Genomic DNA, 23,930 nt, shown 5'->3' on the forward strand with positions numbered 1-23,930 from the left:
GACTTTCCGCCGGGCGCAGCGTGGCCCGGTCGTGGGTGGCCGTCACGCTGCTGGTGCCGGGCGCGGGCTGACGTGCCCGGCACCGCGTGAGGCCGCGAGCCCGGATCGAGCGGATCTCACCTGCGGGGCCATCGGGTGAAGGCGATCAGGTGCCGCTCGGACGCGGCCAGCAGGTGGGTGTAGACCTGCCGGGCATCCGGCGCGGTCAGCCCGTTGAGCGCGGCCGTCAGTGCGGCGATGTCGTCCCGCTCAGCCTGCCGGGCGACGGCGAGCGCCGCGGACCTGCGCTCGGCGCCGCGCGCGAGCAGATCGTCGTACCTCGCCTGGACGGCGGGATCGGTGAACGTACCGGCCGGCCGTCCTGCGGTCGGGTCGGTCACGCGGTACCGGCTCAGCAGCGTGCGCATCGCGTCCAGGTGACGGCTCTCGGCCGCGGCGACGTGGTCGAACACGACCGCGTCGTAGCGGGCGGCGAAGGCGGCGTACAGGTCATGGGCGAGCTTCTCCTCCTGCGCCAGCGAGGCCAGCGTGACCCGCTGCGCGTCGGTGAGGCTGCCCTGGGCGGCGGTGACGGTCCGCCCTGCGCAGGCACCCCGACCGTGGCCCTGCCCCATCCCCGGCCCGCCCATCAGCCAAGGGCCGGGGCGGTCCGTGACGGCCGGGCTCGCCGGGCCGGGGCCGCCGAACGGGCCTCCACCGGCCAGCGTCGGAGCGGCGACCGCGAGCCCTTCCAGGCCCAGAACTCCGGCGGCGACGAGCGTCGCCGCACGGCGGGTGATGGTGTTCATGACTCCTCCCTCATGCATCCCACGACGAGGCTCCCGAGCGGGGACCGCGTGCGGCCGGTGTACAGGCCGCACGGAGAAAGCGGCTGCCGGCCCGGCATGGCTGCGCGGACGCCCGCCCGCGGACGGTGCAGCGGTGCCGTCAGTGGACGATGAATACCGGGCAGTGCGCCCGGTGGATGAGCGCCTGACTGACCGAGCCGAGCAGCAGCCCGCCGAGGCCGCCGATCCCGCGCGAGCCGACCACCATCGCGGCGGCATGCGCGGACTCCCGCACGAACCGGTCCCGCGCGCCGCTGTCGATCTCGAGCAGGTGCGTGATGACACCGTTGCGGGCGGCCTCCGCCTCCAGGCGGGACCTGCGCAGTTGGGCGTCGGCGCGGCTCATCCAGACCGGTAGCGACCACAGCACCGTCAACTCACAGGCGCGCAGCGTCGCCTCCTCGAGCGCGAACCGCACCGCGCGTTCCGACCACGGCGATCCGTCGAAACCCGTCACGAGCGGCCGGGCCGCCCACGACGCACTCAGCGGTATACCGGGCATGCGTACCACCAGGACGGTGCCGCGGTGCCGGGCGGCGACGTCATTACTGGTGGCACCGGCCAGCAGGCCGGCGGCACGGGTGTGCCCGGCGCCTACGACCAGCAGGTCGCCGGGGGCGGTCTCACCCAGCAGGCAGGAGACCGGCGAGCCGACGACGAGCCGGGACGTCACCGGTACGGTGTCCGTTCCGCTGTGTACGCGGTCGCACATCCGCTCCAGCAGCGCGGCGCCGTGGTCTCGGGCCACGGAGCGGCCGTGAGCGGTGGCCGCCCGCGGCTGTGCGTGCACGATGTGCAGCTCCCAGCCGCGAAGCGCGGCCTCGATCGCGGCATGGTCGACCGCGATCGAGGCCGCTGCCGTGGTGTCCGCGCCGACGACGACCGCGTGGCGTTCGGCTGGCGCGGAGCGGCGTGGCCGGGACGGCCGGGACGGCCGGGCGGACGTATCCAGATAGCGGTTGACCGTGCCGAGGTAACCCGTGCCGAGCACGTCACGCGTGGTCATGTCGGCCTCCTCACCGTTTCGGCCTCACGTCCAGGACAGCGCGGCGGCGTACCACCGCACAGGGTCTTCCGGCCCGGAACCGCGGTGTGTGGCACGGCCGGATCGCCGCCGGGGAACGGGCCGTTCGGCCCTCCCCGCCGGTGGCGGCGTACGTCCGAATGGGGCTATCAGGTATCCGTACCGGAAGGGACGTGAGCACCATGACAGCGATGGCTGAGCGACCGGCCACCGGCGGAACCGGGAGGCCGGTCGCCGCACCGGCGACGGTGACCGGGACCACCCCGTCGGCAGCGGCACGGTACGTCTTCGGTGGTATCCGGCTCGCGCTGGGCTGGATCTTCCTCTGGGCGTTCCTCGACAAGACGTTCGGGCTCGGGCACGAGACCGAGTCCGCGAACGCCTGGGTCAACGGCGGCAGCCCCACCAAGGGGTTCCTGTCGTTCGGCGCGACCGGCCCGTTCCAGGGTTTCTACCAGGACATCGCGGGCGCGGCATGGGCCGACTGGCTGTTCATGATCGGCCTGGCCGGTATCGCGGTGGCGTTGCTGCTGGGTATCGGCCTGCGGATCGCGGCGGTGACCGGTGGTCTGCTGTACGTGCTGATGTGGACCGTCGTGCTGCCGCCGGAGAACAACATCTTCATGGACGACCATCTGATCAACGCCGCGCTGCTGGCCGGCCTGGCGCTGATCGCCGCCGGCGACACGCTGGGTCTCGGGCGGTGGTGGGCCTCGCTGCCGGTCGTGAAGCAGAACCCGTGGCTGAAGTGACCGTGCCGGCCGGCCGTGACGCACGGCCGGCCGGAGCCGCCGCCCGGTGCGAGAACGCACCGGGCGGACGGGATGACCGGGGTACGCGTACTGCTGGGATGCGATGGCTGTGGACCGGGCGGCACCGGGTAGTTCATCGCGTCGATCGAGCTGGAGGGCGCCTGCGAGACCGAGCGGCTGACGGACGTAGGCGTCACGCTCGCCCTGGCGGCCGGGACCAACGGCCCTGTATCGCGTCGCCGCGGGCCGGACGATGGGGATGCGGACCCATCCGACCCCCGGGAGGTGCGAGATGTCCGGATCAACCATGCCGATGGTGCCGCCCGTCGAGGACGGCGCCCCACCGGGCGCCCCGAAACGCCGGCGTGCCCGCCGGGCGGTGCTCGTCGCCGCGCTCCTCGTGATCGTCCTGCTGGCACCGATCGCCGTGCTCCTGTTCGTCCGCGGCGGCGGGATGCCGCGCGGAGGACCCGTCGCGGTGCCGTCCGCCGCTCCGCACGTCACTCCCACGGGCACCGGCAGCCCGGCCGCCGCGACGTCCGTACCGGACACCCGCACACCCACCCGGGTGCCGCCGCCGGACGGCCGGATCGCGGCCGGCGTGCTGAAGAACGCACTGCTGTACGTGCCGCCGTGGCCGGCCGACAACGTGGCCGGCCCGTCCGGGCCGGTGCAGTTCCGCAACGGCCTGTTCACCGTCCCGGACCGGGCCGTCGACGAGGGAACGGCGTGGGGCAAGCAGATCGTCATCGGTGCGGTGACCTACGGTGACGTGGACCGAGACGGCGCCGACGAGACGATCGCCGAACTCGAATGCATGATTCAGGGCAGCAGTCAGCAGGTCGTCGCGTTCGGCCGGGACCGTGCCGGGGCGGTCGTCACGCTCGGCCAGGTCCTGGCGACCACCGGCCAGGTCCGCAGCATCGCCGCCGGCAGCATCCGGGTGATCGCGAACGGTGACGTCGCGGCGCGGGTCGGCGACATCCAGAACTGCTGCGGTGGCACGGTGCCGGTGACGTGGCAGGACCGCACCTACCGGTGGGACGGGCACCGTTTCCACCGGTCCGGCGGGACGGCGGCCATTCCGCTCAACCCGTACGTCACGGAGACCACCGTCACCGCGGGTGAGCTGACCCTGGGGCCGACCGTCGCCGGTTACCGCACCGGGACGCTCGCCGTCACGGTGACCCACCGGTGGGGCACACCCCCGGCCTCGGTACGGCTGCGGTTCGCCACCACCGGAGGCATCGAGCCCACCGGACCGGACTGGCCGTCCATCACGGACGAGCCGGTCGGCGGCTACCTGGTCACCGTGCCGGCGCCGGCACCGCTGACGGCGCAGACCCGGCAGTACGCGTTTCGCCAGCCCGCCTCCGTGACCGGCGGCCAGATGACCGTCGCCATGATGGCCTCCTGGTCCGCCGCGGGCCGCTCACTCGCCGAGGCCGTTCCGGGCAGCGGAGCGACGGTCGCGGTGCACGTCACCGGCTGAGCACGACGGACGGCCCCGCACGGTGCCGGGTCCGCCGGACCTGACCGTGCGGGGCCGGACGGTGTGCTCAGCCGTCCCGCCGGGGCCGGTTCAGCCGGCCGGGACGTTCCACCGCACGATGTGCTGCGTGAAGTCGGTGAGCACCGTGCTGCCGAGCACGCGACCGTGGATGTCCAGGCTCACTGACGTGCTCCAGGTGATCTGGTCGCCCGGGAGGGTGTAGACCCGGGTGTCGCCCCGCCGCCAGCGGAACGGATTCGTGATCGCCGCCCAGTCCCCGTCGATGCGTTCCAGGACGCCGGCGACGTCGCCGCGCTCGTTCACCGCCGTCGCCCGGCCCGCGCGGCCGGGCGCGGGGAAGATCACCGTGCCGTCCCGCCACAGCGCCGGACTGTGATTGGCCTGACCGGCGATGTCGCCGCGCTCGCTGAGCGCGTACACCAGGCCGCTGGTGATCTCGAGCCCGTCGGTGAGCCCGGTCAGCACGCCGTTCTGCCATCGGACCGGCCTCATGAAGCCGCTGTAGCCGATGACCGTGCCGCGGTCGTTGATCGCCACGCCGTGGGTGGGCGCGCCGTCGATACTGCCCAGGTCGGTGATGCGATCATGGGCCCAGATGACGGCGCGTTGCGTACCGTCCGACTCGTCGTACAGATCGACCAGCACCTGACCGCGGTTGTTGACGTCCACCGCACGCCCTGCCGTCATCCCCTGCCAGCCCGGGAAGTCGACGATCACGCCGTTCCGGAGGATCGCGGGATGCTCCACCTGGGAGTCGCCGATCGACCGGTGCCCGGCGACCACGCCGTGGTCGTTGAGCGCCTGACCGACCATCGGCGTGCCGGCCCGGTCCTGCAGCACGGTCAGCCGTCCGTCGTGCCAGAGGTGGCCGCCGGTCACCACGTCACCGCGCTCGTTCATGTCCACCGGGTCGTAGATCCTGCCCTGGAAGGGGAACTCGACCGGATCGTGGTGGCGGTGGTCGAGCACGAGGTACTTCTGGGCATCCCCGGACCAGATCAGCGCGTCACCGCGGCCGTTCGTCGCGATCACCGCGCCGGGCCCGAGATCGGTCAGTTCCGGCCGGGCCCCGGCCGTCGCCGGTGCGGCGGCCGCAGGCCAGGTGAGCACACCCGCGATCAGCGCGGCCGGCCATGATTTTCCCCTGTGCATGGCATTCCTCCCTCGTACGCGGTGTGGGCGGCCGGAGACCGGCCGATCCGGCTGCGCGCCGGAACAGCGAACGGCGTTCCGAGGTGCTCCGTACGGACCCGTTACCTGGTCGTCGCCGGTCTTCTCGACTCGTGACCGTTCAGATCCAGCACACCGCGGTCGATGCCGGCGGCACAGGGCCGTTCGGCCCGATCGGCGCACCGCCACCGCCTCGAAGCCCGGATCTCTGCCCCGCCGGGATCCGCGCCGGTTCAGGCCCGCCGGAGCGTGTCGCTCGGCGCCTGTCCGTACCGACGGCGACGATGCCGGCCGGTGTCTGTGCGCTGTGTACGGCGGCGAGCGGCCGCAGGAACGCGGTTGTCCCGATCCGGACGGTGTCGCCCAGGTCGGCCTGGACCCGCACGACACGCACGGTGCCGGTCGACAGAGCCGCGAAGAGCGCCCGGCCGCGGCCGGGCACGCCGCCGTCGAGCAGGTCGGTGAGCATCGGCGCGACGTCGTCCAGCCGCAGCCGGCTCTGGTCACCGGTGCCGATGCTGCCGAGCTGCCGGCGGAGCCCGGTCAGCAGGTGCGGCAGCCTCACCTGCCAGGGCGCGGGAACGGTCGTCGCCGCGTGCGGATCCGCGGTGACGTACACCGACAGGAGGCCGCCGGGGTCGTGCATCCGGGCGAGGTCCCGCAGTCGCTCCATGTGGATCACGGACATGGGTTCACTCCGCTGGGTACAGCCGCCGGGCTACACCGCCGGCCGGCGCGGCAGTGCCGCGCCGGCCGGCGGACGGCCGGCGGTGCCGGCGGTGCCGGGGATCTCGGCGAGTCTCGCGAACGCTACGTCCATGAGCACGCGGATCACGGCCTCGTGCCCGTCACCGGTCTCCCAGCCGATGTCGGAGAGCGTCATCACGACAGTGCCGTGCCGGGCGACCAGCAGGTAGCTGGTCTGCACGATCGGCTCACCCACGAAGCCCCCGGCCGGCCGGGCCTGCGCGACGAGTATCGAGTCGTCGCCGGCGACGCCCCGGTCCAGGACCGTCCAGCGTGTGCCGTGCGAGCACCGGTGAAAGGCCGGGCAGCGGGTGAGCGCGTTGCGCAGCGCCCGGGTGTACCGGGCCGCGTCCTGGCCGTGGTAGACGGCCACCTGTTCGAGCACCACCGTCGGCTCGTCCTGGCGGCAGAAGACGCCGCCGACCGTACGTGCCGTGACCGGTGCACCGGGATAACGGACCAGGCCCGGGCAGGGTATAGGTGGACGTAGATCAGTTCGGACTCCGGCGGGTACCTCGGTCACCTCGGCACCGCCCAGGTCATCCGCGTGCAGCAGCGCCGCGTCGGGGATGGCCGCGACCGCCGCACCGGCCGAGGACGTCGCGGCAGACCCGGATTCGATGATCGACTGCATTGTCTCCTCCACTCCGCGAGGCCCGATGATGACAACGTCACCGTGCGCTCCCGCGGTGCCGGGGGACAGGGCCGAAGGTCACGGACGGCCGGACAGCCGCCGCACGTCTCGCGAACGGGACCAACGGCCCTGTCCCCGGTTCGGGCGCCGGGGACAGACTCAAGCGGGAACCCGGCGATGGGAGGGGACATGTTCGCGCAGGTGGGAGACCGCCTCATCATCCGTGGTACACGGGTGGGCGACGTGAAACGGGTCGGTGTCATCACGGCGGTGCGCAAGCCCGACGGTGCGCCGCCCTACGAGGTGCGGTGGACGGACGACGACCACGTCGGAGTGGTCTTCCCCGGCCCGGACGCGGTGATCGAGGCCGCGCCCCGCCGGTGAGCCTAGGCGAGGAATCGTTCCCGCAGCCGGGCCATCGAGCGGGCCAGAAGGCGGGAGACCTGCATCTGGGAGAGCCCGACCTCCGCCGCGATCCGATGCTGCGGCAACTCCGACACGAAACGCAGCGCCACGATGCGCCGCTCGCGTGCGGGCAGCTCGGCCAGGCAGGCGCGCAGGGCGCACCGGGTCTCGACCCCGTCGATCCCCGGGTCCGCGGCGCCGACCATCTCTCGCAGCGGTACGCCCCGGTCGCCGTCCAGCGAGCCGACCCACTGGACACTCGCCTCCAGGCGGGCCGTGCGGGCCCGCGCGAGGTCGACGCCGAGGTCTGCCGTCAGCTCGTCGAGGCCGACCGTCCGCTGTTCCCGCTGCGCCAGTTGCTCGCCGGCGGACGCCAGCCGCGCCCACAGTTCCTGCGATCGGCGCGGTATGCGTATCCGGCACACGGTGTCCCGGAAGTGCCGCTTGAGAGCCCCGGTGATGGTCGGGGTCGCGTACCCGGCGAACGGCACGCCCAGGCCGGGGTCGAAGCGGTCCACCGAGAGGATCAGCGCCACGGCGGCGACCTGGCGGAGGTCCTCGAGCGGCTCACCGCGCCCGGCGTAGCGGCAGGCCAGGCGTTCGGCCAGCGGCAGCCAGTCCTCGATCACCCGCGCCCGCAGCTCGATGCGGAGAGCGTCGCCGGACGGCATCCCGGCGAGCCGGCGCAGCCGGTCGTCGGGGGACTCCGCGCCGGACGCGGTAAGGGCGGGTGATGGAGCGGCCATATGCGTCTCCCGGTGAGGTACTGTGCCGTCACCTGATGCGATGCCTTCGTCGCTCTGACGATTACGACCCGGCTCCCGTGCGCGCCAGGGCCGATCGGCCCTACCGGTTGCGTCGCGGGCCGGTTCCGGTCCTCAGCGGACCGGAACCCGGGCGCGGGCCAGCCGGGTGTCCCGCATGCGCGCCAGGGACACACCCAGGCCGTAGGTGACGAAATGCCCGGCCGGCCGGATCTCCAGGACCGCGCAGCCCGCCCGGCGCTCCGGCGGCGCGAGCGCGGCCAGCCGGGGGAGACGTTCCAGGACGGTGCCGGGATGCACGGTGGCGGTCGCCGCGAAGCTGACGGTCGCCGGCGGGATCGGCACCAGCAACGCCAGGAGCCCGCCGCGCCGGATCGGCACGGTGACCGCGACCCGGCCGTCACCGGCGATGTGCCGGGCCTTCCAGCTGTCCCGGGCGACGACCGCGTACAGCCGGTCGCCGTCGGTCCGGTACAGCACGCCGCTGGACCGCGGTGCGCCCGCGGGGCTCACGTGGCTGAGTACGGCGAAGGACGCGTGCTCGATCGCCCTCCACACCGCCCGGTCGTCGATCATGGGACACCTCCGCCTTCACCGTTTCTCACGATCACCGACCCCGCCCGGTCCCGGCGGAGCCGAAGGTCCCGGTGGCGATCATCCGCAGCCGGGCGCGCGGGGCCGGCTCACCGACCGGTAACCGCACCAGAATCCCACCGGAATGGTTGCCGGCCGCGGGCCCGGCGGCGTTCCCCGGCCGCAGGGGCACCGCGACCGAGGTGCGCAACCGGACCCCGGTCATCGGCTCCTGCCGCGCGCGCCCGGCCGGAACACGCGATCGTCCAGCGGGCCGGTGAGGACGCCACCGAGGCCGATCATCAGTGGCGAGCCGAACAGCGGATCGTGTGTCGGCTCGGTCCGGTGACCTCGCAGACGGTGACGTCGTGGCCTTCATCGCTCGACCACCAGCCGCCGGGCGTACAGCAGCCGTGCCCACCACGGGCGGTCCGCCGAGGCCGTGCGGGGTGCGGGGGCGGGCAGGCCACGCAGGCTGATCCAGCCACCGGGGCCCATGCTCACGGTACGGATGGCCGGGCCGGGCGGACGACGGGTGGCGGCGGCTGCCGCGGCACCGGCGACCGCGACCGCGGTCACCGCCAGCACCAGCCGGCCGGTGTCGAGCACCGGAACGAAGCGGGCACCGTCGCCGGTGACCACGAACGCGCCGACCGGCCGGCCACGGTGTGACACCGGCACGACGGAGACGCCACCCGGCCCTGTGACGGACGCCGGCCGTGGCCGGTCCGGCGATGGCGACTGGTCTGTCATGGCAACCTCCATGGTGCCGGTACTCGTCCTCGACGATGCGGCACGCCGGCCGCGCTCGGGAGGGGCGAACGTCCCGTAGACCGGTGCCGGCCGGCGGTGCCCGGCGTGCACGGCGGGGACGACGCTGACGGTGGGTACCGGACAAGGAGGCGCCATGTCGATCAACACGGTGGAGGTCGGCCACGTCCATGCCGACGTCTATGAGATCCGGGTGCGTGACCATGTGTTCGCGGTGGACCAGCCGGCCGACGCGGGCGGCTCGGACCAGGCGCCGACGCCGGTCGAGTTGTTCGTCGCGTCGCTCGCCTCGTGCGTGGCGTTCTACGCCGGCCGCTATCTGGGACGGCACGGTTTCGACCGGACCGGTCTACGGGTCCGGGCGACCTACCACCTCGCCGCCGACCGGCCGGCCCGGGTCGCCGAGATCCGGATCACGATCCGGCCTCCGGATGGTTTCCCGGCCGAGCGGGTCGCCGCGCTGTCCGCGGTGGCGGGCCACTGCACCGTCCACAACACGCTCACCGTACCGCCTGATGTCTCGATCTCCGTGGGGTAGCGGCGCGGCCGGTGACCGGGTCACCGGCCGCGCCGGGGGATGCGGAAGCATCCGTTCAGCCGACCGGCTGCGTCGCCACGATCATCTCGGCGAGGGTGCGCCCCCACCGGCGGGCTCGCTCCGGCTCGCCGTCGCGCAGCGGCCCGGTGCTGCCGGTGACGACGAAGTCCTCGGCGGGCAGCAGGATCCGGCAGCCGAGGCGGCGCAGGCGTTTCTGCGCCGACCGCGCCGCCGACCCGGTCGGCCACGGCGTGCCGATCCGGGTGTCGAACGCGGCGGCCGGCGTCCCCGCCAGCGAGGTGTACTGCGCGAGCCACTCCCGGACGCCGGTCTCGGCCGGGCCGGTCGCGCCCTGCTCCGCGGCGGAGCGGCGGGTGGCGGCGCGGCTGAGACCGAACGCGTGGGTGGGGCCGCCGACGACCAGGGCGCAGTAGCCCTGGCCGTCGGCCCGGGGTTGCGTCGCGACGTTCCGCGGTTCCGCCTCCAGCAGCTCGGACATGCCCTCGGCGACGGCACGGGCGATCAGCTCGGTGTTGCCGAACATCGACTCGTAGACGACGAGGGCGCGCAGGGCCGCCATCTCAGGCGGCCCGGTCGATCGGTATCACCACGACCGGGCACGGTGCGCGGCGGATGCAGCCGTCGCTGACCGAGCCGAGGACGCGGTGCCGCAGCGCGGAATGGCCGTGGCTGCCGAGCACCAGCAGGCTCGCCTTCTCGGCCGCGATGGTCAGCGCGTTGACCGGGCTGTTCTCCGCGGCCTCCGCGGTCACGGTCACCGGGTCGTGCGCCTGCCGCAGCACGGCGTCGATCTCGTCGCGCAGCAGTGTCTCCGCGCGATGCCGTTGCGCGGCCGGGGACGTCTCGGTCAGCGGTCCGGAGTCGATACCGTCCCAGGTCCACGCGGTCACCGCCCGGACCGTACCGCCGATTCTGGCCGCCTCGGCGATCGCCCACTCCAGTGCGCGACGCCCGCCCGGCGAGCCGTCCACGCCGACCACGATCAGGTTCTCCATCTGTCTCACCCCTTCGCCGGTACGCATGACAGGTTCCGCCTTCAGTAGGCGATCGTCGATGGCCGCCCGGCAGAGGCCTTGGTCCCGGGAAACGGCCCATGGTTCCCGGTGCCGGACGGTCGGGACCAAAGTCCCTGACGTGGACCGGTGCGGCGCGGTCTGCTGGGTGTGCAAGCACCGTGAGGAGGTGGCACATGTCAACCCTGACCCCCCTCGACCTGCTCAGATGGTCCTGGTCGCCGTTCCCCGGACCGGGCATCCGGATCGAGGAGCACCTGGACGGCGACCGGTTCGTCGTCCGGGCCGAGTTGCCCGGTGTCGACCCCGGCAAGGACGTCGAGGTCACGCTGTCCGGCGAGGTGTTGAAAATCAAGGTCGAGCGCAAGGAGTCGTTCACCGGCAAGGCGCACTCCGAGTTCCACTACGGCTCGTTCTACCGGACCGTCCCGGTTCCGCCGGGACTGCGGCCGGACACCGTGGATGCGAGTTACCAGGCCGGCATCCTGACGATCAGCGCCCTGATCGCGGAGAACCAGACCGCCGGCAAACCGATCCCGATCAAGGCAGAGTCATGACGGTCGAGACCGTGATCCGGGAACTGCACGACAGTGCGGGAGCGGATCGCGTCTTCGGTGCGCCGGTCGTCCGGGACGGCGTCACGGTTCTGCCGGTCGCGAGGATCAGCGGTGCGACGGCACACGGCACCGCCGCCGCGGCGATCTCCGCCCCCGGCGAACCGGAGAGCCCGGGGTCCGGTGCCGGTAGCGGGCTGTCCGCCAAGCCGGCCGGCGTGTACGTCATCCGGGACGGCGCCGTCTGCTGGCGGCCGGCCTACGACATCAACCGGATCATCCTCGGCGGACAGATCGTGGCGGTGACCGCGCTGCTGACGATCCGTACGCTCATCCGGGCCCGGGCCGCGCGCGGCTGAGCGCGGCACCACAGCCGGCCGGCGGGGCGAGCCACCGGCCGGCTGCGGCGGCACGACGACGATCAGTCCCGCGGAACCCGCCGGACCGGCGCGGTGCCGAGGTCTCCGGTCCGGGCCGGGCACGGTCCGATCGGGGAGCGCAGCACGGTACGGCGCCCGGCTATGGGCCGAAAGACCTGTGCCGTACGGGCCGGATGCTCTGTGCGGCGGCCTGGACGCGTCGCCTACTGGCACGATGGAAACGGTGTTGTTCGCCGTCGCCGGGCTGCTGACGGCCGCCGGTGCCGCCGCACGGGCGGCCGGTGCCGGTCCGCTCGCGGACGTGGCCTGGACCGTCGCTGCGGTGCTCGGCCTGGCGTATTCGACCGTGACGCTGGCCCGTGCGGTGCGCCGCCGGGAACCGAGCGTGGACGTGATCGCGTGGCTGGCGCTGGCCGGTGCGCCGGCCGTCGGGGAGACGTTCGCCGGTGCGGTCATCGCGATGATGCTGGCCGGTGGGGCGCTGCTCGAGGCGCGGGCGGCTGCGCGCGCCCGGCGGGAGCTGAGCGCGCTCGCGGCCCGGGCACCACGGACCGCACGGCGCCGGACCGCGGCCGGCAGCACCGAGATCCTCGCCGGGGAGGTGGTGGCCGGGGACCGCCTGGTCGTCGCGACCGGCGAGATCGTGCCGGTGGACGGCCGGCTGTGCGGCCCGGCGACGCTGGACGAGTCCGCGCTGACCGGTGAGCCGATGCCGGTGTCCCGCCGCATCGGTACGGACGTGCGCAGCGGTGTCGTGAACGCCGGCCCCGCCGTGGAGATGATCGCGACCGCGACCGCGGAGTCCTCGACGTACGCCGGGGTGGTGCGCCTGGTCGAGCGCGCCCGGGCGGCGAGCGCACCGGCCGCGCGGGCCGCCGACCGGCTGGCCGTGGTGTTCGTGCCGGTGACGCTGCTGCTGGCCGGGGCCGCGTGGGCGGTGAGCGGTGACCCGGCCCGGGTGGTGGCGGTGCTGGTGGTGGCCACGCCGTGCCCGCTGCTGCTGGCCGTGCCCATCGCGATCATGTCGGGTCTGTCCCGCGCGGCCCGCACCGGCGTGATCGTCAAAGGTGGAGCGGTGCTGGAACGGCTGGCCTCCGGCCGCACGCTGCTGTTCGACAAGACCGGCACGCTGACCGCCGGCCGGCCCGTGCTGACCGCGGTGACGGCCGCGCCCGGCGGCGACGGTGCCGAGGTACTGCGCCTGGCCGCGTCCGTGGACGCGGTGTCCGCGCACGTGCTGGCCGCCGCGATCGTGACCGCGGCCGCCGACCGCGGTCTGCGGACCGAAGACCCGGCGGGGGTACGCGAGGAGCCCGGCCACGGCGTCGAGGGGCTCGTGGCCGGCCGCCGGGTACGCCTCGGCCGGCTCGCCTGGGCCGTCCCCGGCGAACCACCGGCCTGGCTGCGGTCGGCCCGCCGCCGTGCCGCGCTGGACGGCTCGCTGGCGGTGTTCGTGAGCGTGGACGGCGTACCCGCCGGGGTGCTGCTCCTCGAGGACCGGATCCGGCCGCAGGCGCCCCGCATGCTGCGCACGGTGCGGCAGGCCGGCGTGGACCGGATCGTGCTGGTCACCGGCGACCGCGCGGACACCGCGGAGGCGGTCGGCCGGATCGTCGGCGTCGACGCGGTGCACGCCGACTGCGACCCGGCCGGGAAGGTGGCGGTCGTCGCGCGGGAACGCCGTACCGGCCCGGTGGTGATGGTCGGTGACGGGATCAACGACGCTCCGGCGCTCGCGGCCGCGGACGTCGGTGTCGCACTCGCCGCCCGTGGCGCGACCGCGTCGGCCGAGACCGCCGATGTGGTACTGACCGTGGACCGGATCGACGTGCTGGCCGATGCGATCCTGATCGCCCGCCGGTGCCGGACCGTCGCGCTGACCGCCGCGCTGGCCGGCATGGGCGCGGCCGCGGTCGCGATGCTGGCCGCCGCGGCCGGTTGGCTGCCGCCGGCTGCGGGCGCGCTGCTGCAGGAGCTGATCGACGTGGCCGCGATCGGGATCGCGCTGACCGCGCTGTCACCCGGGCGCGCGCACCCGGCCCGGATCGCACCGGCCGAGTCCGCGGTCGCCCGGCGGCTGCATGCCGAGCATCGCGCGGTGCGCGGCCTGATCGAACGGGTCCGGTCGGTCGCCGATGCGCTGACCGGCCCGCCGTACGACATCGCGCCGGTCCGGGACCTGTGCACGCTGCTCAAGGCCGAACTGCTGCCGCACGAACGCGCGGAGGAGGCGCAGCTGCTGCCGATCGTGGCCCGTGCGCTCGGCCCCGAGGCGGTCGGCGCGCTGAGCCGTACCCACGCCGAGATCGAGCACCAGGTGCACCGCCTCGACCGCTGTCTGGCGGACCTGACCGCCGGTGCGGAGCCGGAGGACGTGGTCGACCTGCGCCGCCTGCTCTACGGCCTGTACGCCGTTCTGCGCCTGCACGACGACCAGGAGGAGGAGGGCGCGTTCAGCCTCGTCCCCGCCGATGACGGCCGGGCGGCGCAGAGCCGTCCGGCCCGGGGTCCAGGGCCGTCGGGCACTGGTCCGGCACCCGCCGCGAATCGACGCTGATAACTGGAGGTGGACGGGATGACGGATATCGGCGGTACGACGGAGATCGTGGCCGCGGTGGACGGCTCCGAGCACGGGCAGGCGGCCGTGCGCTGGGCGGCGCGCGCGGCACGCCGGCACGGGGTGCGGCTGCGTATCGTGCACGCCTACGACTGGAACTGGGCGGGCGCCCGATTCGGCGGCGCCGCGCAGCTGCGCGCCCCGGCGGTCGCCGAGGCCGAGCGGATCATGCGCGCCGCGCGGCAGACCGCGGACGCGGTCGCACCCGGCGTCCCGGTGTCCCTGGACGCGGTCGCCGGTTCGGCGAGGAGTCCGCGATGCGCATCGTCGTCGGGCACCGGGGCAGTGGCGGGTTCGACCGGCTCGTGCTCGGCTCGGTGGGCCGGCAGGTCGCGATGCACTCGCACCGCCCCGTCGTGGTGGTGCGCGGTGACACCGAGCGCGCCGGCGGCCCGGTCGTCGTCGGCGCGGACGGCTCACCGGCCGGCACGCACGCGGTCGAGGAGGCGTTCGCCGAGGCCGCCGCCCGGCACGCGCCACTGGTCGCGATCCGCGCCTACCCGGTGCCGGTCCCCCCGTGGGGGGCGAACGTGTCACCGCTGGTCTACGACCCGCAGCGGCTGGAGGCGGCCGAACGCGCCGCTCTGCACGAGGGCCTGGCACCCTACCGGGACAAGTACCCGCAGGTGACCGTGGAAGCGATCGTCGCGCAGGACGACGTGGCGAAGGTACTGGTGGGTGTCTCGCACACCGCGCGGCTGGTCGTCGTGGGGCACCGCGGGCACGGCACCCTGGCCGGTGCGCTCCTCGGCTCGGTCGCGCTGAAGCTCCTGCACCACGCCGAATGCCCGGTCCTGATCGCCCGGCCGTGATCACGATGGCCCGCGATCCCGCGCCCATGACCGGTGAACGTCTCGACCAGGTCCTGCTGCTCGCCGTGGTGCAGGCCGCGCAGGCGCCGTCCGCGGGCAACACGCAACCGTGGCGATGGCGCATCCGCGGTCCGGAACTGGAACTGCGTGCCGACGCCGCACGCGCCCCGGCACCGGATCCGGACAGCCGGCTGCTGATGTTCGGTTGCGGCGCCGCGCTGCACCACGTGCGGGTCGCGATCGCGGCCGCCGGATGGGACGTGCGGGTGGCCCGCCTGCCCGAGCCGGACGAGCCACTGCTGCTGGCCCGGCTACGGCTGACCACCGCACACGCGCCCGACCCGCGCGCGGGCGCGCTGCTCGATGCGGTCCGGCGCCGCCGCACCGACCGGCGGCCGTACGCGGTGGGCCGGCTGCCGGACCGGATCCTGCACCGGCTGAGCCGTACCGTCCGGGCCGAGGGCTGCCGGCTGCGGCCGCTGACCGGTGCCGACGTGCCGGCCGCCGTCCGCACCGCGCACGGCATCGGCGGTGCCGTGCTCCTCCTGCACGGCCTGGGCGACGACCGGGCGCACTGGCTGCGCGGCGGCGAGGCACTGTCGGCACTGCTGCTGGCGGCCACGGCCGAGGACCTGGCGACCGCGACCCTCAGCGACACCGTTCCCGCGCTCGGCCGCCTGCTGGACGCCAGGGAATACCCGTACCTGCTGGTCCGCGCCGGCCACCCGCTCGGCGACGGCGACCCACCGGCCACCCCCCGCCGCCCGCTCGCGGAGATCTTCGACATCGCCCCGCCGTGACCGAGGCGGCGGCGGATCCCCGCACGCGTGTGCGGCTCGCGCGTCCGGTTCCCGATGACCGGCCCGGCAGGCCGGCGTGCGACGTGACCGCCCCTCTCCGTGAGCGGGTCTGTCGGCCCTGACCCGGGGCGTGGGCCGCGCCCGGGTGATCGTCGCGGGACGGCGAATGCCAGGCGTTCCGCGGGCTGGCCGACGCGGCCCGCGCGATGGGGGGACACGCCGTGAGCGTTCCAGCCGCGGCTGCTGCAGACGGCGGTGGAACTGCTGCGCTTCGTCGACCAGATGACCGCGACCGGCCGGCCCGGCGACGGCCGGTGCACGCCGCCGGCGGAGGCCGGGCCGGCCACGCTCGGCTCAGCGAACCGCGGCTGCTCGGCAAGGAGAGCCACACCGGCTGACCGCCGGGTACCGGCCCGCCGGTGCACGCCCACCGGCGGGCCGGTCGGCCACCAGGGTCAGGCGGACGTCCCGGTCAGTTCCGACAGTTCACGCAGCAGCACCCGGGCGGCGCCGCGCCGCCCGGCTTCGCGTCCCAGCGCGTCCGGCGGCACCACCAGCAGTGGACAGCGGGTGTGCCGCGCGCAGTAGCCGGCGACCGACGGCCGCCACGGCAGGTGCCGCCCGCGGCCGACCAGCAGCAGATCGTCGTCACGGACGGCGTAGGCGACCAGCGCCGGTCCCGGCCGGCCGAACGGGACGACATGCCGCACGGTCACACCGGCCGGTTCACCACCGGCGATGTCCGCGAACGCGTTCGCGATGTCCCGCTCGGCACGCTGCCGGGCGCGATCGATCTTCGGCGCCATGATCTCGCCGTACGTCACCTCGACCTCCCACGCACGGACCGCGTGCAGCGGCACGCCCAGTTCACGTGCGCACTGCACACCGGTCCGCAGCGCACGCAGGCCGGCGATCGAACGATGCACGCCCACGATCACCCGCACGACGCCTCCTCCGCTGCTGCGTACATGACGAGGGCGGTCCGGTTCAGTGCACGACGAAGACCGGGCAGCGGGCCTGGTGGATCAGTGCCTGACTGACCGATCCGAGTAGCAGGCCGGTGAGCCCGCCGGTGCCGCGTGCGCCGACGACGATCGCGGCCGCGCGTTCCGATTCCAGCATGAAGCGGGGACGGGGGTCCCCGGCGACGCGGGACACCCGGGTCCGTACGCCGGCCCGGTTCGTCGCCGTGCTCAGGCGTGCTGCCCGCGTGCGGGCGTCGGCCGGGCCCATCCAGGCCGGCAGCGACCACAGCACGGTCAGGTCGCTGCCGCGCCAGCGGGCTTCCTCGACGGCGAACCGGACCGCGCGGTCCGCCCAGGGCGAGCCGTCGTATCCGGCCACGACCGGTCGCGTGTCCCGGGACGTGCCCGGCGGTGGGCCGGGTGTGCGGGCCACCAGCACCGGGCCGCGGTGGCGGGCGGCCACCTGGTCGCTGGTCGCACCGGTCAGCAGGCCGATGACCGGCGTGTGCCCGGCGCCCACGACCAGCAGGTCCTCCGGGGACGCCCGGTCGAGCAGGCAGCTCATCGGCGGGCCGGTGACGAGCCGGGAGGCGACGGATCCGGTTCGGGTGCGTGCGCGCTCGGTGAGCCGGCGCAGCAGCGCGGTGCCGTGTTCGCGGTCCGCCGGCGACACGTCGCGGGGCTGGGCGTGCACGATCGACAGCGGCCAGCCGCGCAGCTCGGCCTCGATCGTGGCGTGGTCGACGGCCGTCTCGGACGCGGGCGTGCCGTCCACACCCACGACCACGGTGTGCCGCACGACCGGCACCGCGCGCGGCGCGGGGGGACGGATCACCGTAGCCAGGAATCGGCTGATCGTTCCGGGGTCCCGTGTGTCCTGGATGGTCATGCCGGCCTCCTCGCCTCGCCGGGACGGGCTCACCTCCAGCGAAGCGCGGCCTGCGCCACCGGCACAGGGCCGTTCGGCCCGAAGCCGTTCGGCCGCGGCGAACCCGGTGGGCCCGCCGGGCGCGGCCGTCCGGCCCTGTGCGGACCGCGCCGGCGCACGTCCAATGAGGTCATCAGGTGTGTGGCCCGGAGGGAGAGACGCCATGTCCGCGACGAAGCGCTGGACCGTGGAGATCCTCATCGGCGAGACGAACCGGAAGACCTACGCGGAGGCCCAGCTCTACGACGAGAACAGCAACCAGCTCGTCGGCCACGGTTCCGCCGTCGTCCATCCGGACGAGCCGCGCGTGCCCGAGGTCGGCGACGAGATCGCCGTCGCCCGGGCCCTGACCGACCTCGGCAACCGGCTGCTCGTCACGGCCGCCGGTGACCTCGAGGACGTCCTCGGTACTCGCGTGGACCTGGAGCGATAGCCATGAGCCCGGTGCTCACCACGCTGCGTGCCCTGTCCCCGGAGTCGCTCGCGGCCTGCCTGACGGCCGCGGTCGCGGCACCCTCGGTCCACAACACCCAGCCGTGGCTGTTCCGTGCGCGCGGTCCGGAGATCGATGTCATGGCGGACCTGCGCCGCCGGCTACGGGTGATCGATCCGGACGGACGTCAGCTGGCGGTCAGTGTCGGCGCCGCCGCCCTCAACCTGCGGGTGGCGATGCGCGCCGGCGGCCGGCTGCCGGTGCAGCGCCTGCTGCCGGACTCCGTGCACCCGGAGACGCTCGTCACCGTCTTTCCCGGCCCGTTCTCGCCACCCGGCGCCGGGATCCGGGAGCTGGCCGCGGCGATCGGCCGGCGACACACCAGCCGGGCGCCGCTGTGCACGTCCGCGATCCCGTGGCAGGTCCAGCAGGATCTGATCGCGGCCGCCGCTGCGGAGGGCGCCCGGCTGACCGGCTGTGCGCCGGTCGCCCGGGACGGCCTGCTGGCGCTGACCCGGGCGGCGGAGGAGACGCTGCACCGCGACCCCGCCTACCGCGACGAGATCGCGGCCTGGACCGGCGGGCCGGCCTCGCGCACCGACGGTGTGCCGGTTGCCGCGTTCGCGCCGCGGGACGCGACCGCTCGGCTGCCGTTGCGCGACTTCGGACTCGGGCATCCGCAGCCGCGACGGCCGGACGGTGCGCGGTTCGAGCGGTTCCCGGCGCTGATGGTGCTGTCCACCGCCGGCGACAGCCGCTACGACTGGGTCCGGGCCGGCCAGGCGCTGCAGCGCGTGCTGCTGACCGCGACGGTGCACGGGCTGGCGGTCACGCCGATGAACCAGGCCCTGGACGTACCCGCGCTGCGGCACCTGACCGGCGGCGACGGCGCCGGGCGGCACGCGCAGGCTATCCTGCGTCTCGGCTACGGCACACCGGGCCCGGTCACACCACGCCGCGGCGTCGACGAGGTCCTGGTGTAGGTGCCGCCGGTGCACCGCCGGGGCGGCCGCGCGTGGTGCCGGCGCGGGCGAGGAGCCCGGACCGCAGGCGGGTGCCCCGCCGGGAACGGCACGGCGGGGCACCCGCATGCGGGATCGCGACGAGCCGGGCGCCGTCACGCCGCGATGATCGGGAACGCGGATCGGGCGGCCGTGTCGTCGAAGCCGGGGTGCAGTTCGTCGGTCACCGACACCACGCCCGCGACCTGGCGGGTCAGGCGGACCGCGATCTCGGCGGAGGAGACGCGGTCCATCGCGCCCGCCAGCGTCACCGCGCCGTCGTGCACGGTCGCGGTCACCGTGCCGGGCTCCAGCAGCAGCACCCGGCCGAGGACGTCCCGCTCGATCTCGGCGAGGATCTCCGCGTCGGCGCGCAGGTGCACCTTGAGCAGGTCGGATCGGGTGACGATGCCGAGAATGCGGCCCATCTCGTCGACCACGGGGAGCCGTTTGACCCGGTTCTCCGCCATTCGGCGCGCGGCCGTGACGATCGGCGTGCCCGGCAGCGCGGTGTGGGCGGGCGCGGTCATCAGGTCACTCGCGGTGCTCGCGCCCGCCTTCGCGCGGCTGCGCCGGTGCCGCGGGCTCTCGAACAGGCGCGGTTGCGGATCCTGGTCGGAGAACTCGACCTGGTGCAGCAGGTCGGTCTCGGAGACCACGCCGAGCACGCGCCCGACCTCGTCGACGACGGGGACGGCGCTCACCCGCCGGCGCATCAGAACATCAACGATCACACGGTACGGGGTGTCGGCGGTCACCGTCACGACGTCCTTCGTCATCACGTCGCCGACCTGCCACTGTGTCATGTCGACCACCTCCGGTACGCCGACCGTAGGCCCGCCGGTGGCGGTGGGACAGGGCCGGTCGGCCGTCCGGACCGGGTCGCTGGTCCCGGACGGGCGTGGACGGCGCGTCGTCCTCCGCGCCGGCCGGTACCCGGCGGTGGGACCTTCGGCCCTGCCCCGGGCGTGCCCCGCGGCGGACGGTCGAATCGACGGACACCACTCGGTGTGCGCAGGGAGGCCATGATGAGCCGCACCGACTACCTCACGCTCGGCTTCGACGACTCACCCGGCGCGCGTACGGCGCTGCGCTGGGCGCTGGACGAGGCCGGCCGCACCGGCGCGGTGCTGCGTCTGGCGTTCGTGCTGGACGCCCCCGCCGTGCCGGCGCTGATGCCGTACCCGATCGGCTGGCCCGACCAGGCCGCCATGGACGTCGCGGTGGCCGTCCTGGACGGCGTGGCCGAGGCCGCGGCGCGCTCGCACCCCGGCGTGGCGATCACCCGGGCGGTGCTCAAGGGCGCGCCGGCGCGCGTGCTGGAGGACCTGTCCCGCACGTCCCGGCTGCTGGTACTGGGCAGCCACGGACACGGTGGCTTCACCGGCATGCTGCTCGGCTCGACCGGCGTCTCCGTGTCCGCGCACGCGCACTGCCCGGTCGTCGTGGTGCGCCGGGAGGCCGATCCGCGCGGCCAGGTCGCCGTCGGGCTGGACGGCTCGCCGGCGAGCCGGTCCGCGCTGCGGTTCGCGGTGCGGGCCGCGGTGTCGCGCGGTGTGCCGCTGCACGCCATCCGGGTCTGGGCGCCACCGGCACCGCTGTGGCAACCGCCCGGCTTCGACCCGGACGCGGTGCTGGCGGCCGAGCTGGCCGCGCTCGGCAAGGACCTCGCCGCGTACCCGGAACCGCAGATCACGGCCGAGGTGGTCGCCGGTCACCCGGCCGGTGTGCTCGTCAGCGCCGCTCGCCACGCCCAGCTCGTCGTGGTGGGCAGCCGCGGGCACGGCGGCTTCACCGGCATGCTGCTCGGCTCGGTCAGCCAGCACCTGCTGCACCACGCGCCCTGCCCGGTGGCGGTGGTGCGCGAACCAGCACCGTCCACACCTGACGTCGACCACTGAGACCCGGAGGTGCCTGCCATGTCGACGTACGTGCACGATTTCCTCGACGGCAACCGCGACGCCGCGGACCTGCTCGGCGGCAAGGGCGCCAACCTGGCGGAGATGACCCGCCTCGGCCTGCCGGTCCCGCCCGGCTTCACCATCACCACCGATGCCTGCCGCGTCTATCTGAAGACCGGTGCCGCGCCGGTGGAACTCATGCGCGAGGTGGAGGACCACCTGCGCGGGGTGGAGGCGCGGATGGACCGGCGGCTGGGTGACCCGGGCCATCCGTTGCTGCTGTCCGTCCGGTCCGGCGGCCGTTTCTCCATGCCCGGGATGATGGACACGGTGCTCGACATCGGGCTGAACGACCGTACCGTCGAAGGGCTGGCCACGATCTCCGGCGACGCCCGGTTCGCGTGGGACTCGTACCGGCGGCTGATCCAGATGTTCGGGCACACCGTCTTCGACATCCCCGGTGCCGCGTTCGACGAGGTCTTCACGGCCGCCGGCGCGGAGGACCTGGACGCGGACGCGCTGCGCGGCGTGGTCGCCGCCTACAAGGAGATCTTCCATCGGCACACCGGACGGGAGTTCCCGCAGGCACCGCACGAACAGGTGCACCTGGCCGTGCTCGCGGTGTTCCGGTCGTGGAACTCCGAGCGGGCGCGGGTCTACCGCCGCCAGGAGCACATCCCGGACGATCTGGGGACCGCGGTGAACGTGATGGCGATGGTCTTCGGCAACCGCGGTCCGGACTCCGGCACCGGCGTGGCGTTCACCCGCGACCCGGCGACCGGCCGCCGCGGCGCGTACGGCGACTACCTGCCGAACGCGCAGGGCGAGGACGTCGTCGCCGGGGTGCGCAACACCGTACCGCTGGAGGCTCTGAAAGATCTTCAGCCCGCCTGTTACGAGCAGCTTGCCGCCAACATGGACGCGCTCGAGGAACACTACCGGGACCTGTGCGACATCGAGTTCACGATCGAGCGCGGCCGGTTGTGGATGCTGCAGACCCGGGTCGGCAAGCGCACACCCGAGGCCGCGTTCGTGATCGCCGCGCAACTCTGCGACGAAGGGCTCATCGACCTCGACGAGGCGCTGCGCCGCGTCTCCGGCGCGCAGCTGGCCCACCTGATGTTCCCCGCGTTCGACCCGGCCGCCACGCCGGAACCGCTGGCCACCGGCGTTGCCGCGTCCCCGGGCGCGGCCGTCGGCGCGATCGTCTTCGACTCCGCGGCGGCTGCCGCCGCGACGGAACCGGTGATCCTGGTACGCCGGGAGACGAACCCGGACGACCTGCCCGGCATGATCGCCGCCGTCGGCGTCCTCACCGGCCGGGGCGGCAAGACCTCGCACGCGGCCGTGGTCGCCCGCGGGATGGGCCGGCCCTGCGTGTGCGGCGCCGAGGACCTGGACATCGATCCGGACGCCGGCACGCTGACCGCGCACGGCACGGTCCTGCATACCGGCGACGTGATATCCATCGACGGTACGACCGGGGAGATCTACCCGGGGCGGGTGCCGGTCCGGCCGTCCGCGCTGATGCGCCACCTCGGCGAGGCCACCGGGGAGAGTGACGACCCGGTCATCGCCGCGGTCGACCGGTTGCTCGCCCACGCCGACCGGGTCGCCCGGCTGGGCGTGCATGCGAACGCGGACACGCCCGAGGACGCGGCGCTGGCCCGCCGGCTGCGCGCCACCGGCGTCGGGCTGTGCCGCACCGAGCACATGTTCCTCGGGGAGCGCCGCCCGCTGATCGAGCGGCTGATCCTGGCCGGTGACGACGACGCCGAGAGGGAGGCCGCGCTGGCGGCACTGCTGCCGCTGCAGCGCGCCGACTTCGCCGGGATCCTCGCCGCGATGGACGGGCTCCCGGTCACCATCCGGCTGCTCGACCCGCCGCTGCACGAGTTCCTGCCCGCGCTCGACGAGCTCAGCGCCCGGGTGGCGCGCGCCGAGGCGCTCGGGACCGACCCCGGCCGGGACGCGCTGCTGCTGGCCGCGGTGCGCCGGCTGCACGAGCAGAACCCGATGCTCGGGCTGCGCGGCGTCCGGCTCGGCCTGGTCGTGCCCGGCCTGTACGCCATGCAGGTCGAGGCGATCGCCCGCGCCGCCGCGGCCTGCCGCCGGGCCGGCGGCGACCCACGACCGGAGATCATGGTGCCGCTCGTCGGTGACGTGCGCGAACTCGCCGCCGTACGCCGCGAGGCGGAGGCGGTGATCGCCCGGGTCGAGGGCGCACCGGCGATCCTGCTCGGCACGATGATCGAGGTGCCGCGCGCGGCGCTGCTGGCCGGTGAGATCGCGGAGCAGGCCCGGTTCTTCTCGTTCGGCACCAACGACCTGACCCAGATGGGCTGGGGTTTCTCCCGCGACGACGTGGAGGGCGCGTTCTTCGGCCGCTACCTCGAACTGGGCGTCTTCACGACGTCACCGTTCGAGACGATCGACGAGCGCGGCATCGGCCGGCTGATCCGGATCGCGGTCGACGAGGGCCGCCGTAGCCGGCCGGACCTGGTCGTCGGCGTGTGCGGCGAACACGGGGGAGACCCGGCCTCGGTGCGCTTCTTCCACGACGCCGGCCTGGACCACGTGTCCTGCTCGCCGTACCGGGTGCCGATCGCGCGTCTCGAGGCCGGCCGGGCCGTGGTGCTCGGCGTGGCCGCGGGATCGGACAGCCGGTGAGGCACACGCCGGTGCGGGACCGGTGCCACGCTCCCGCACCGGCGTGGCTCGCGATTGATCTTCGCAGGTCACCGCCGTGCAGCCGGGACTTCAGCCCCGGCCGGCACCGTCGCCGGA

Annotated in this window: 26 protein-coding genes and 1 pseudogene; 14 read left to right on the forward strand and 13 right to left on the reverse strand. The window is 74.3% G+C overall.

Going from position 1 to position 23,930, the window contains the following annotated elements; all coding sequences use genetic code 11:
* Window positions 1-116: 116 nt before the first annotated feature.
* Window positions 117-788 (reverse strand): ferritin-like domain-containing protein, encoded by a 672-nt coding sequence (locus tag J2S42_RS01085; RefSeq protein ID WP_307234265.1) that lies wholly within the window; start codon window positions 786-788, stop codon window positions 117-119.
* A 139-nt stretch (window positions 789-927) separates the two neighbouring features.
* Entirely contained in the window at window positions 928-1,833 is a 906-nt protein-coding gene (locus J2S42_RS01090; RefSeq protein WP_307234267.1) for a universal stress protein, read from the reverse strand.
* 200 nt (window positions 1,834-2,033) lie between these two features.
* Between J2S42_RS01090 and J2S42_RS01095 the strand changes: the two genes are divergently transcribed.
* Window positions 2,034-2,603, forward strand: coding sequence for a hypothetical protein (locus tag J2S42_RS01095; protein WP_307248579.1), 570 nt, complete (start codon window positions 2,034-2,036; stop codon window positions 2,601-2,603).
* A 292-nt stretch (window positions 2,604-2,895) separates the two neighbouring features.
* Window positions 2,896-4,095 (forward strand): hypothetical protein, encoded by a 1,200-nt coding sequence (locus J2S42_RS01100; protein WP_307234269.1) that lies wholly within the window; start codon window positions 2,896-2,898, stop codon window positions 4,093-4,095.
* A 90-nt stretch (window positions 4,096-4,185) separates the two neighbouring features.
* Here J2S42_RS01100 and J2S42_RS01105 read toward each other — a convergent pair whose 3' ends face one another.
* The 3 genes from J2S42_RS01105 to J2S42_RS01115 all read right to left on the reverse strand — a co-directional run bounded on the left by J2S42_RS01105 (window position 4,186) and on the right by J2S42_RS01115 (window position 6,667).
* Window positions 4,186-5,268 carry a hypothetical protein gene (locus J2S42_RS01105; RefSeq protein ID WP_307234271.1) on the reverse strand — a complete coding sequence of 361 codons (1,083 nt, stop codon included), beginning with the start codon at window positions 5,266-5,268 and terminating at the stop codon, window positions 4,186-4,188.
* Window positions 5,269-5,407: 139 nt separating this feature from the next.
* Window positions 5,408-5,974, reverse strand: coding sequence for a hypothetical protein (locus J2S42_RS01110; protein ID WP_307234273.1), 567 nt, complete (start codon window positions 5,972-5,974; stop codon window positions 5,408-5,410).
* 30 nt (window positions 5,975-6,004) lie between these two features.
* Window positions 6,005-6,667, reverse strand: coding sequence for a hypothetical protein (locus J2S42_RS01115; protein WP_307234275.1), 663 nt, complete (start codon window positions 6,665-6,667; stop codon window positions 6,005-6,007).
* Between the two features lie 189 nt (window positions 6,668-6,856).
* Between J2S42_RS01115 and J2S42_RS01120 the strand changes: the two genes are divergently transcribed.
* Window positions 6,857-7,051: a DUF1918 domain-containing protein gene (locus J2S42_RS01120; protein WP_307234276.1), complete on the forward strand. Its 195-nt coding sequence runs from the start codon at window positions 6,857-6,859 to the stop codon at window positions 7,049-7,051.
* Window positions 7,052-7,053: 2 nt separating this feature from the next.
* Here the strand turns inward: J2S42_RS01120 and J2S42_RS01125 are convergent, their stop codons facing one another.
* From J2S42_RS01125 to J2S42_RS01135, 3 genes are all read right to left on the reverse strand, one after another.
* Window positions 7,054-7,818, reverse strand: coding sequence for a sigma-70 family RNA polymerase sigma factor (locus tag J2S42_RS01125; protein ID WP_307234278.1), 765 nt, complete (start codon window positions 7,816-7,818; stop codon window positions 7,054-7,056).
* A gap of 132 nt (window positions 7,819-7,950) precedes the next feature.
* Window positions 7,951-8,412, reverse strand: a complete 462-nt coding sequence (locus tag J2S42_RS01130) for a pyridoxamine 5'-phosphate oxidase family protein (RefSeq protein WP_307234281.1) — start codon at window positions 8,410-8,412, stop codon at window positions 7,951-7,953.
* 372 nt (window positions 8,413-8,784) lie between these two features.
* Entirely contained in the window at window positions 8,785-9,162 is a 378-nt protein-coding gene (locus J2S42_RS01135; protein WP_307234283.1) for a hypothetical protein, read from the reverse strand.
* Between the two features lie 154 nt (window positions 9,163-9,316).
* Between J2S42_RS01135 and J2S42_RS01140 the strand changes: the two genes are divergently transcribed.
* Window positions 9,317-9,718, forward strand: a complete 402-nt coding sequence (locus J2S42_RS01140; RefSeq protein ID WP_307234285.1) for an OsmC family protein — start codon at window positions 9,317-9,319, stop codon at window positions 9,716-9,718.
* Between the two features lie 55 nt (window positions 9,719-9,773).
* On the opposite strand, the gene J2S42_RS01145 is transcribed toward J2S42_RS01140, so the two are convergent.
* Both J2S42_RS01145 and J2S42_RS01150 read right to left on the reverse strand, forming a co-directional pair.
* On the reverse strand, window positions 9,774-10,298 hold the full coding sequence (locus J2S42_RS01145) for a flavodoxin family protein (protein WP_307234287.1): 525 nt from the start codon (window positions 10,296-10,298) through the stop codon (window positions 9,774-9,776).
* 1 nt (window position 10,299) lies between these two features.
* Window positions 10,300-10,734: a universal stress protein gene (locus J2S42_RS01150; RefSeq protein ID WP_307234289.1), complete on the reverse strand. Its 435-nt coding sequence runs from the start codon at window positions 10,732-10,734 to the stop codon at window positions 10,300-10,302.
* 194 nt (window positions 10,735-10,928) lie between these two features.
* Here J2S42_RS01150 and J2S42_RS01155 point away from each other — a divergent pair, with 194 nt between their 5' ends.
* From J2S42_RS01155 to J2S42_RS01175, 6 genes and pseudogenes are all read left to right on the forward strand, one after another.
* On the forward strand, window positions 10,929-11,309 hold the full coding sequence (locus J2S42_RS01155) for an Hsp20/alpha crystallin family protein (protein ID WP_307234291.1): 381 nt from the start codon (window positions 10,929-10,931) through the stop codon (window positions 11,307-11,309).
* Window positions 11,306-11,665: a spore germination protein GerW family protein gene (locus J2S42_RS01160; protein ID WP_307234293.1), complete on the forward strand. Its 360-nt coding sequence runs from the start codon at window positions 11,306-11,308 to the stop codon at window positions 11,663-11,665. Before J2S42_RS01155 ends, J2S42_RS01160 begins: the two co-directional genes overlap by 4 nt.
* Window positions 11,666-11,909: 244 nt before the next feature.
* Window positions 11,910-14,243 (forward strand): heavy metal translocating P-type ATPase, encoded by a 2,334-nt coding sequence (locus tag J2S42_RS01165; RefSeq protein ID WP_307234295.1) that lies wholly within the window; start codon window positions 11,910-11,912, stop codon window positions 14,241-14,243.
* Between the two features lie 18 nt (window positions 14,244-14,261).
* Window positions 14,262-14,540: pseudogene (locus tag J2S42_RS41845) on the forward strand (universal stress protein); the annotation flags it as partial.
* Between the two features lie 20 nt (window positions 14,541-14,560).
* Window positions 14,561-15,115 carry a universal stress protein gene (locus J2S42_RS01170; protein ID WP_307234297.1) on the forward strand — a complete coding sequence of 185 codons (555 nt, stop codon included), beginning with the start codon at window positions 14,561-14,563 and terminating at the stop codon, window positions 15,113-15,115.
* A gap of 26 nt (window positions 15,116-15,141) precedes the next feature.
* Window positions 15,142-15,915, forward strand: coding sequence for a nitroreductase family protein (locus J2S42_RS01175; protein WP_307234299.1), 774 nt, complete (start codon window positions 15,142-15,144; stop codon window positions 15,913-15,915).
* A gap of 455 nt (window positions 15,916-16,370) precedes the next feature.
* On the opposite strand, the gene J2S42_RS01180 is transcribed toward J2S42_RS01175, so the two are convergent.
* The gene (locus J2S42_RS01180; protein ID WP_307234301.1) at window positions 16,371-16,859 is read right to left on the reverse strand and encodes a universal stress protein; all 489 of its coding nucleotides are present in this window, start codon (window positions 16,857-16,859) and stop codon (window positions 16,371-16,373) included.
* 43 nt (window positions 16,860-16,902) lie between these two features.
* On the reverse strand, window positions 16,903-17,769 hold the full coding sequence (locus J2S42_RS01185; protein WP_307234303.1) for a universal stress protein: 867 nt from the start codon (window positions 17,767-17,769) through the stop codon (window positions 16,903-16,905).
* Between the two features lie 202 nt (window positions 17,770-17,971).
* Here J2S42_RS01185 and J2S42_RS01190 point away from each other — a divergent pair, with 202 nt between their 5' ends.
* Both J2S42_RS01190 and J2S42_RS01195 read left to right on the forward strand, forming a co-directional pair.
* A complete protein-coding gene (locus J2S42_RS01190; protein ID WP_307234305.1) occupies window positions 17,972-18,241 on the forward strand; it encodes a DUF1876 domain-containing protein in 270 nt (89 codons plus the stop codon).
* Between the two features lie 2 nt (window positions 18,242-18,243).
* Window positions 18,244-19,224, forward strand: a complete 981-nt coding sequence (locus tag J2S42_RS01195; protein ID WP_307234307.1) for an Acg family FMN-binding oxidoreductase — start codon at window positions 18,244-18,246, stop codon at window positions 19,222-19,224.
* Window positions 19,225-19,358: 134 nt separating this feature from the next.
* On the opposite strand, the gene J2S42_RS01200 is transcribed toward J2S42_RS01195, so the two are convergent.
* Window positions 19,359-20,048 (reverse strand): CBS domain-containing protein, encoded by a 690-nt coding sequence (locus J2S42_RS01200; protein WP_307234309.1) that lies wholly within the window; start codon window positions 20,046-20,048, stop codon window positions 19,359-19,361.
* A 222-nt stretch (window positions 20,049-20,270) separates the two neighbouring features.
* On the opposite strand from J2S42_RS01200, the gene J2S42_RS01205 reads away from it, so the two are divergent.
* Window positions 20,271-21,143, forward strand: a complete 873-nt coding sequence (locus tag J2S42_RS01205) for a universal stress protein (protein ID WP_307234311.1) — start codon at window positions 20,271-20,273, stop codon at window positions 21,141-21,143.
* An 18-nt stretch (window positions 21,144-21,161) separates the two neighbouring features.
* Window positions 21,162-23,813: a pyruvate, phosphate dikinase gene (ppdK, locus tag J2S42_RS01210; protein ID WP_307234313.1), complete on the forward strand. Its 2,652-nt coding sequence runs from the start codon at window positions 21,162-21,164 to the stop codon at window positions 23,811-23,813.
* The last annotated feature ends 117 nt before the right edge of the window (window positions 23,814-23,930 follow it).

The sequence above is a fragment of the Catenuloplanes indicus genome (assembly GCF_030813715.1).
Classification (GTDB): domain Bacteria; phylum Actinomycetota; class Actinomycetes; order Mycobacteriales; family Micromonosporaceae; genus Catenuloplanes; species Catenuloplanes indicus.

Excerpts from the sequence above, each read along its gene's own strand:
- J2S42_RS01085 (WP_307234265.1), bottom strand. The coding sequence starts at position 788 with ATGAACACCATCACCCGCCGTGCGGCGACGCTCGTCGCCGCCGGAGTT.
- J2S42_RS01090 (WP_307234267.1), bottom strand. The coding sequence starts at position 1,833 with ATGACCACGCGTGACGTGCTCGGCACGGGTTACCTCGGCACGGTCAAC.
- J2S42_RS01095 (WP_307248579.1), top strand. The coding sequence starts at position 2,034 with ATGACAGCGATGGCTGAGCGACCGGCCACCGGCGGAACCGGGAGGCCG.
- J2S42_RS01100 (WP_307234269.1), top strand. The coding sequence starts at position 2,896 with ATGTCCGGATCAACCATGCCGATGGTGCCGCCCGTCGAGGACGGCGCC.
- J2S42_RS01105 (WP_307234271.1), bottom strand. The coding sequence starts at position 5,268 with ATGCACAGGGGAAAATCATGGCCGGCCGCGCTGATCGCGGGTGTGCTC.
- J2S42_RS01110 (WP_307234273.1), bottom strand. The coding sequence starts at position 5,974 with ATGTCCGTGATCCACATGGAGCGACTGCGGGACCTCGCCCGGATGCAC.
- J2S42_RS01115 (WP_307234275.1), bottom strand. The coding sequence starts at position 6,667 with ATGCAGTCGATCATCGAATCCGGGTCTGCCGCGACGTCCTCGGCCGGT.
- J2S42_RS01120 (WP_307234276.1), top strand. The coding sequence starts at position 6,857 with ATGTTCGCGCAGGTGGGAGACCGCCTCATCATCCGTGGTACACGGGTG.
- J2S42_RS01125 (WP_307234278.1), bottom strand. The coding sequence starts at position 7,818 with ATGGCCGCTCCATCACCCGCCCTTACCGCGTCCGGCGCGGAGTCCCCC.
- J2S42_RS01130 (WP_307234281.1), bottom strand. The coding sequence starts at position 8,412 with ATGATCGACGACCGGGCGGTGTGGAGGGCGATCGAGCACGCGTCCTTC.
- J2S42_RS01135 (WP_307234283.1), bottom strand. The coding sequence starts at position 9,162 with ATGACAGACCAGTCGCCATCGCCGGACCGGCCACGGCCGGCGTCCGTC.
- J2S42_RS01140 (WP_307234285.1), top strand. The coding sequence starts at position 9,317 with ATGTCGATCAACACGGTGGAGGTCGGCCACGTCCATGCCGACGTCTAT.
- J2S42_RS01145 (WP_307234287.1), bottom strand. The coding sequence starts at position 10,298 with ATGGCGGCCCTGCGCGCCCTCGTCGTCTACGAGTCGATGTTCGGCAAC.
- J2S42_RS01150 (WP_307234289.1), bottom strand. The coding sequence starts at position 10,734 with ATGGAGAACCTGATCGTGGTCGGCGTGGACGGCTCGCCGGGCGGGCGT.
- J2S42_RS01155 (WP_307234291.1), top strand. The coding sequence starts at position 10,929 with ATGTCAACCCTGACCCCCCTCGACCTGCTCAGATGGTCCTGGTCGCCG.
- J2S42_RS01160 (WP_307234293.1), top strand. The coding sequence starts at position 11,306 with ATGACGGTCGAGACCGTGATCCGGGAACTGCACGACAGTGCGGGAGCG.
- J2S42_RS01170 (WP_307234297.1), top strand. The coding sequence starts at position 14,561 with ATGCGCATCGTCGTCGGGCACCGGGGCAGTGGCGGGTTCGACCGGCTC.
- J2S42_RS01175 (WP_307234299.1), top strand. The coding sequence starts at position 15,142 with ATGACCGGTGAACGTCTCGACCAGGTCCTGCTGCTCGCCGTGGTGCAG.
- J2S42_RS01185 (WP_307234303.1), bottom strand. The coding sequence starts at position 17,769 with ATGACCATCCAGGACACACGGGACCCCGGAACGATCAGCCGATTCCTG.
- J2S42_RS01190 (WP_307234305.1), top strand. The coding sequence starts at position 17,972 with ATGTCCGCGACGAAGCGCTGGACCGTGGAGATCCTCATCGGCGAGACG.
- J2S42_RS01195 (WP_307234307.1), top strand. The coding sequence starts at position 18,244 with ATGAGCCCGGTGCTCACCACGCTGCGTGCCCTGTCCCCGGAGTCGCTC.
- J2S42_RS01200 (WP_307234309.1), bottom strand. The coding sequence starts at position 20,048 with ATGACACAGTGGCAGGTCGGCGACGTGATGACGAAGGACGTCGTGACG.
- J2S42_RS01205 (WP_307234311.1), top strand. The coding sequence starts at position 20,271 with ATGAGCCGCACCGACTACCTCACGCTCGGCTTCGACGACTCACCCGGC.
- ppdK (WP_307234313.1), top strand. The coding sequence starts at position 21,162 with ATGTCGACGTACGTGCACGATTTCCTCGACGGCAACCGCGACGCCGCG.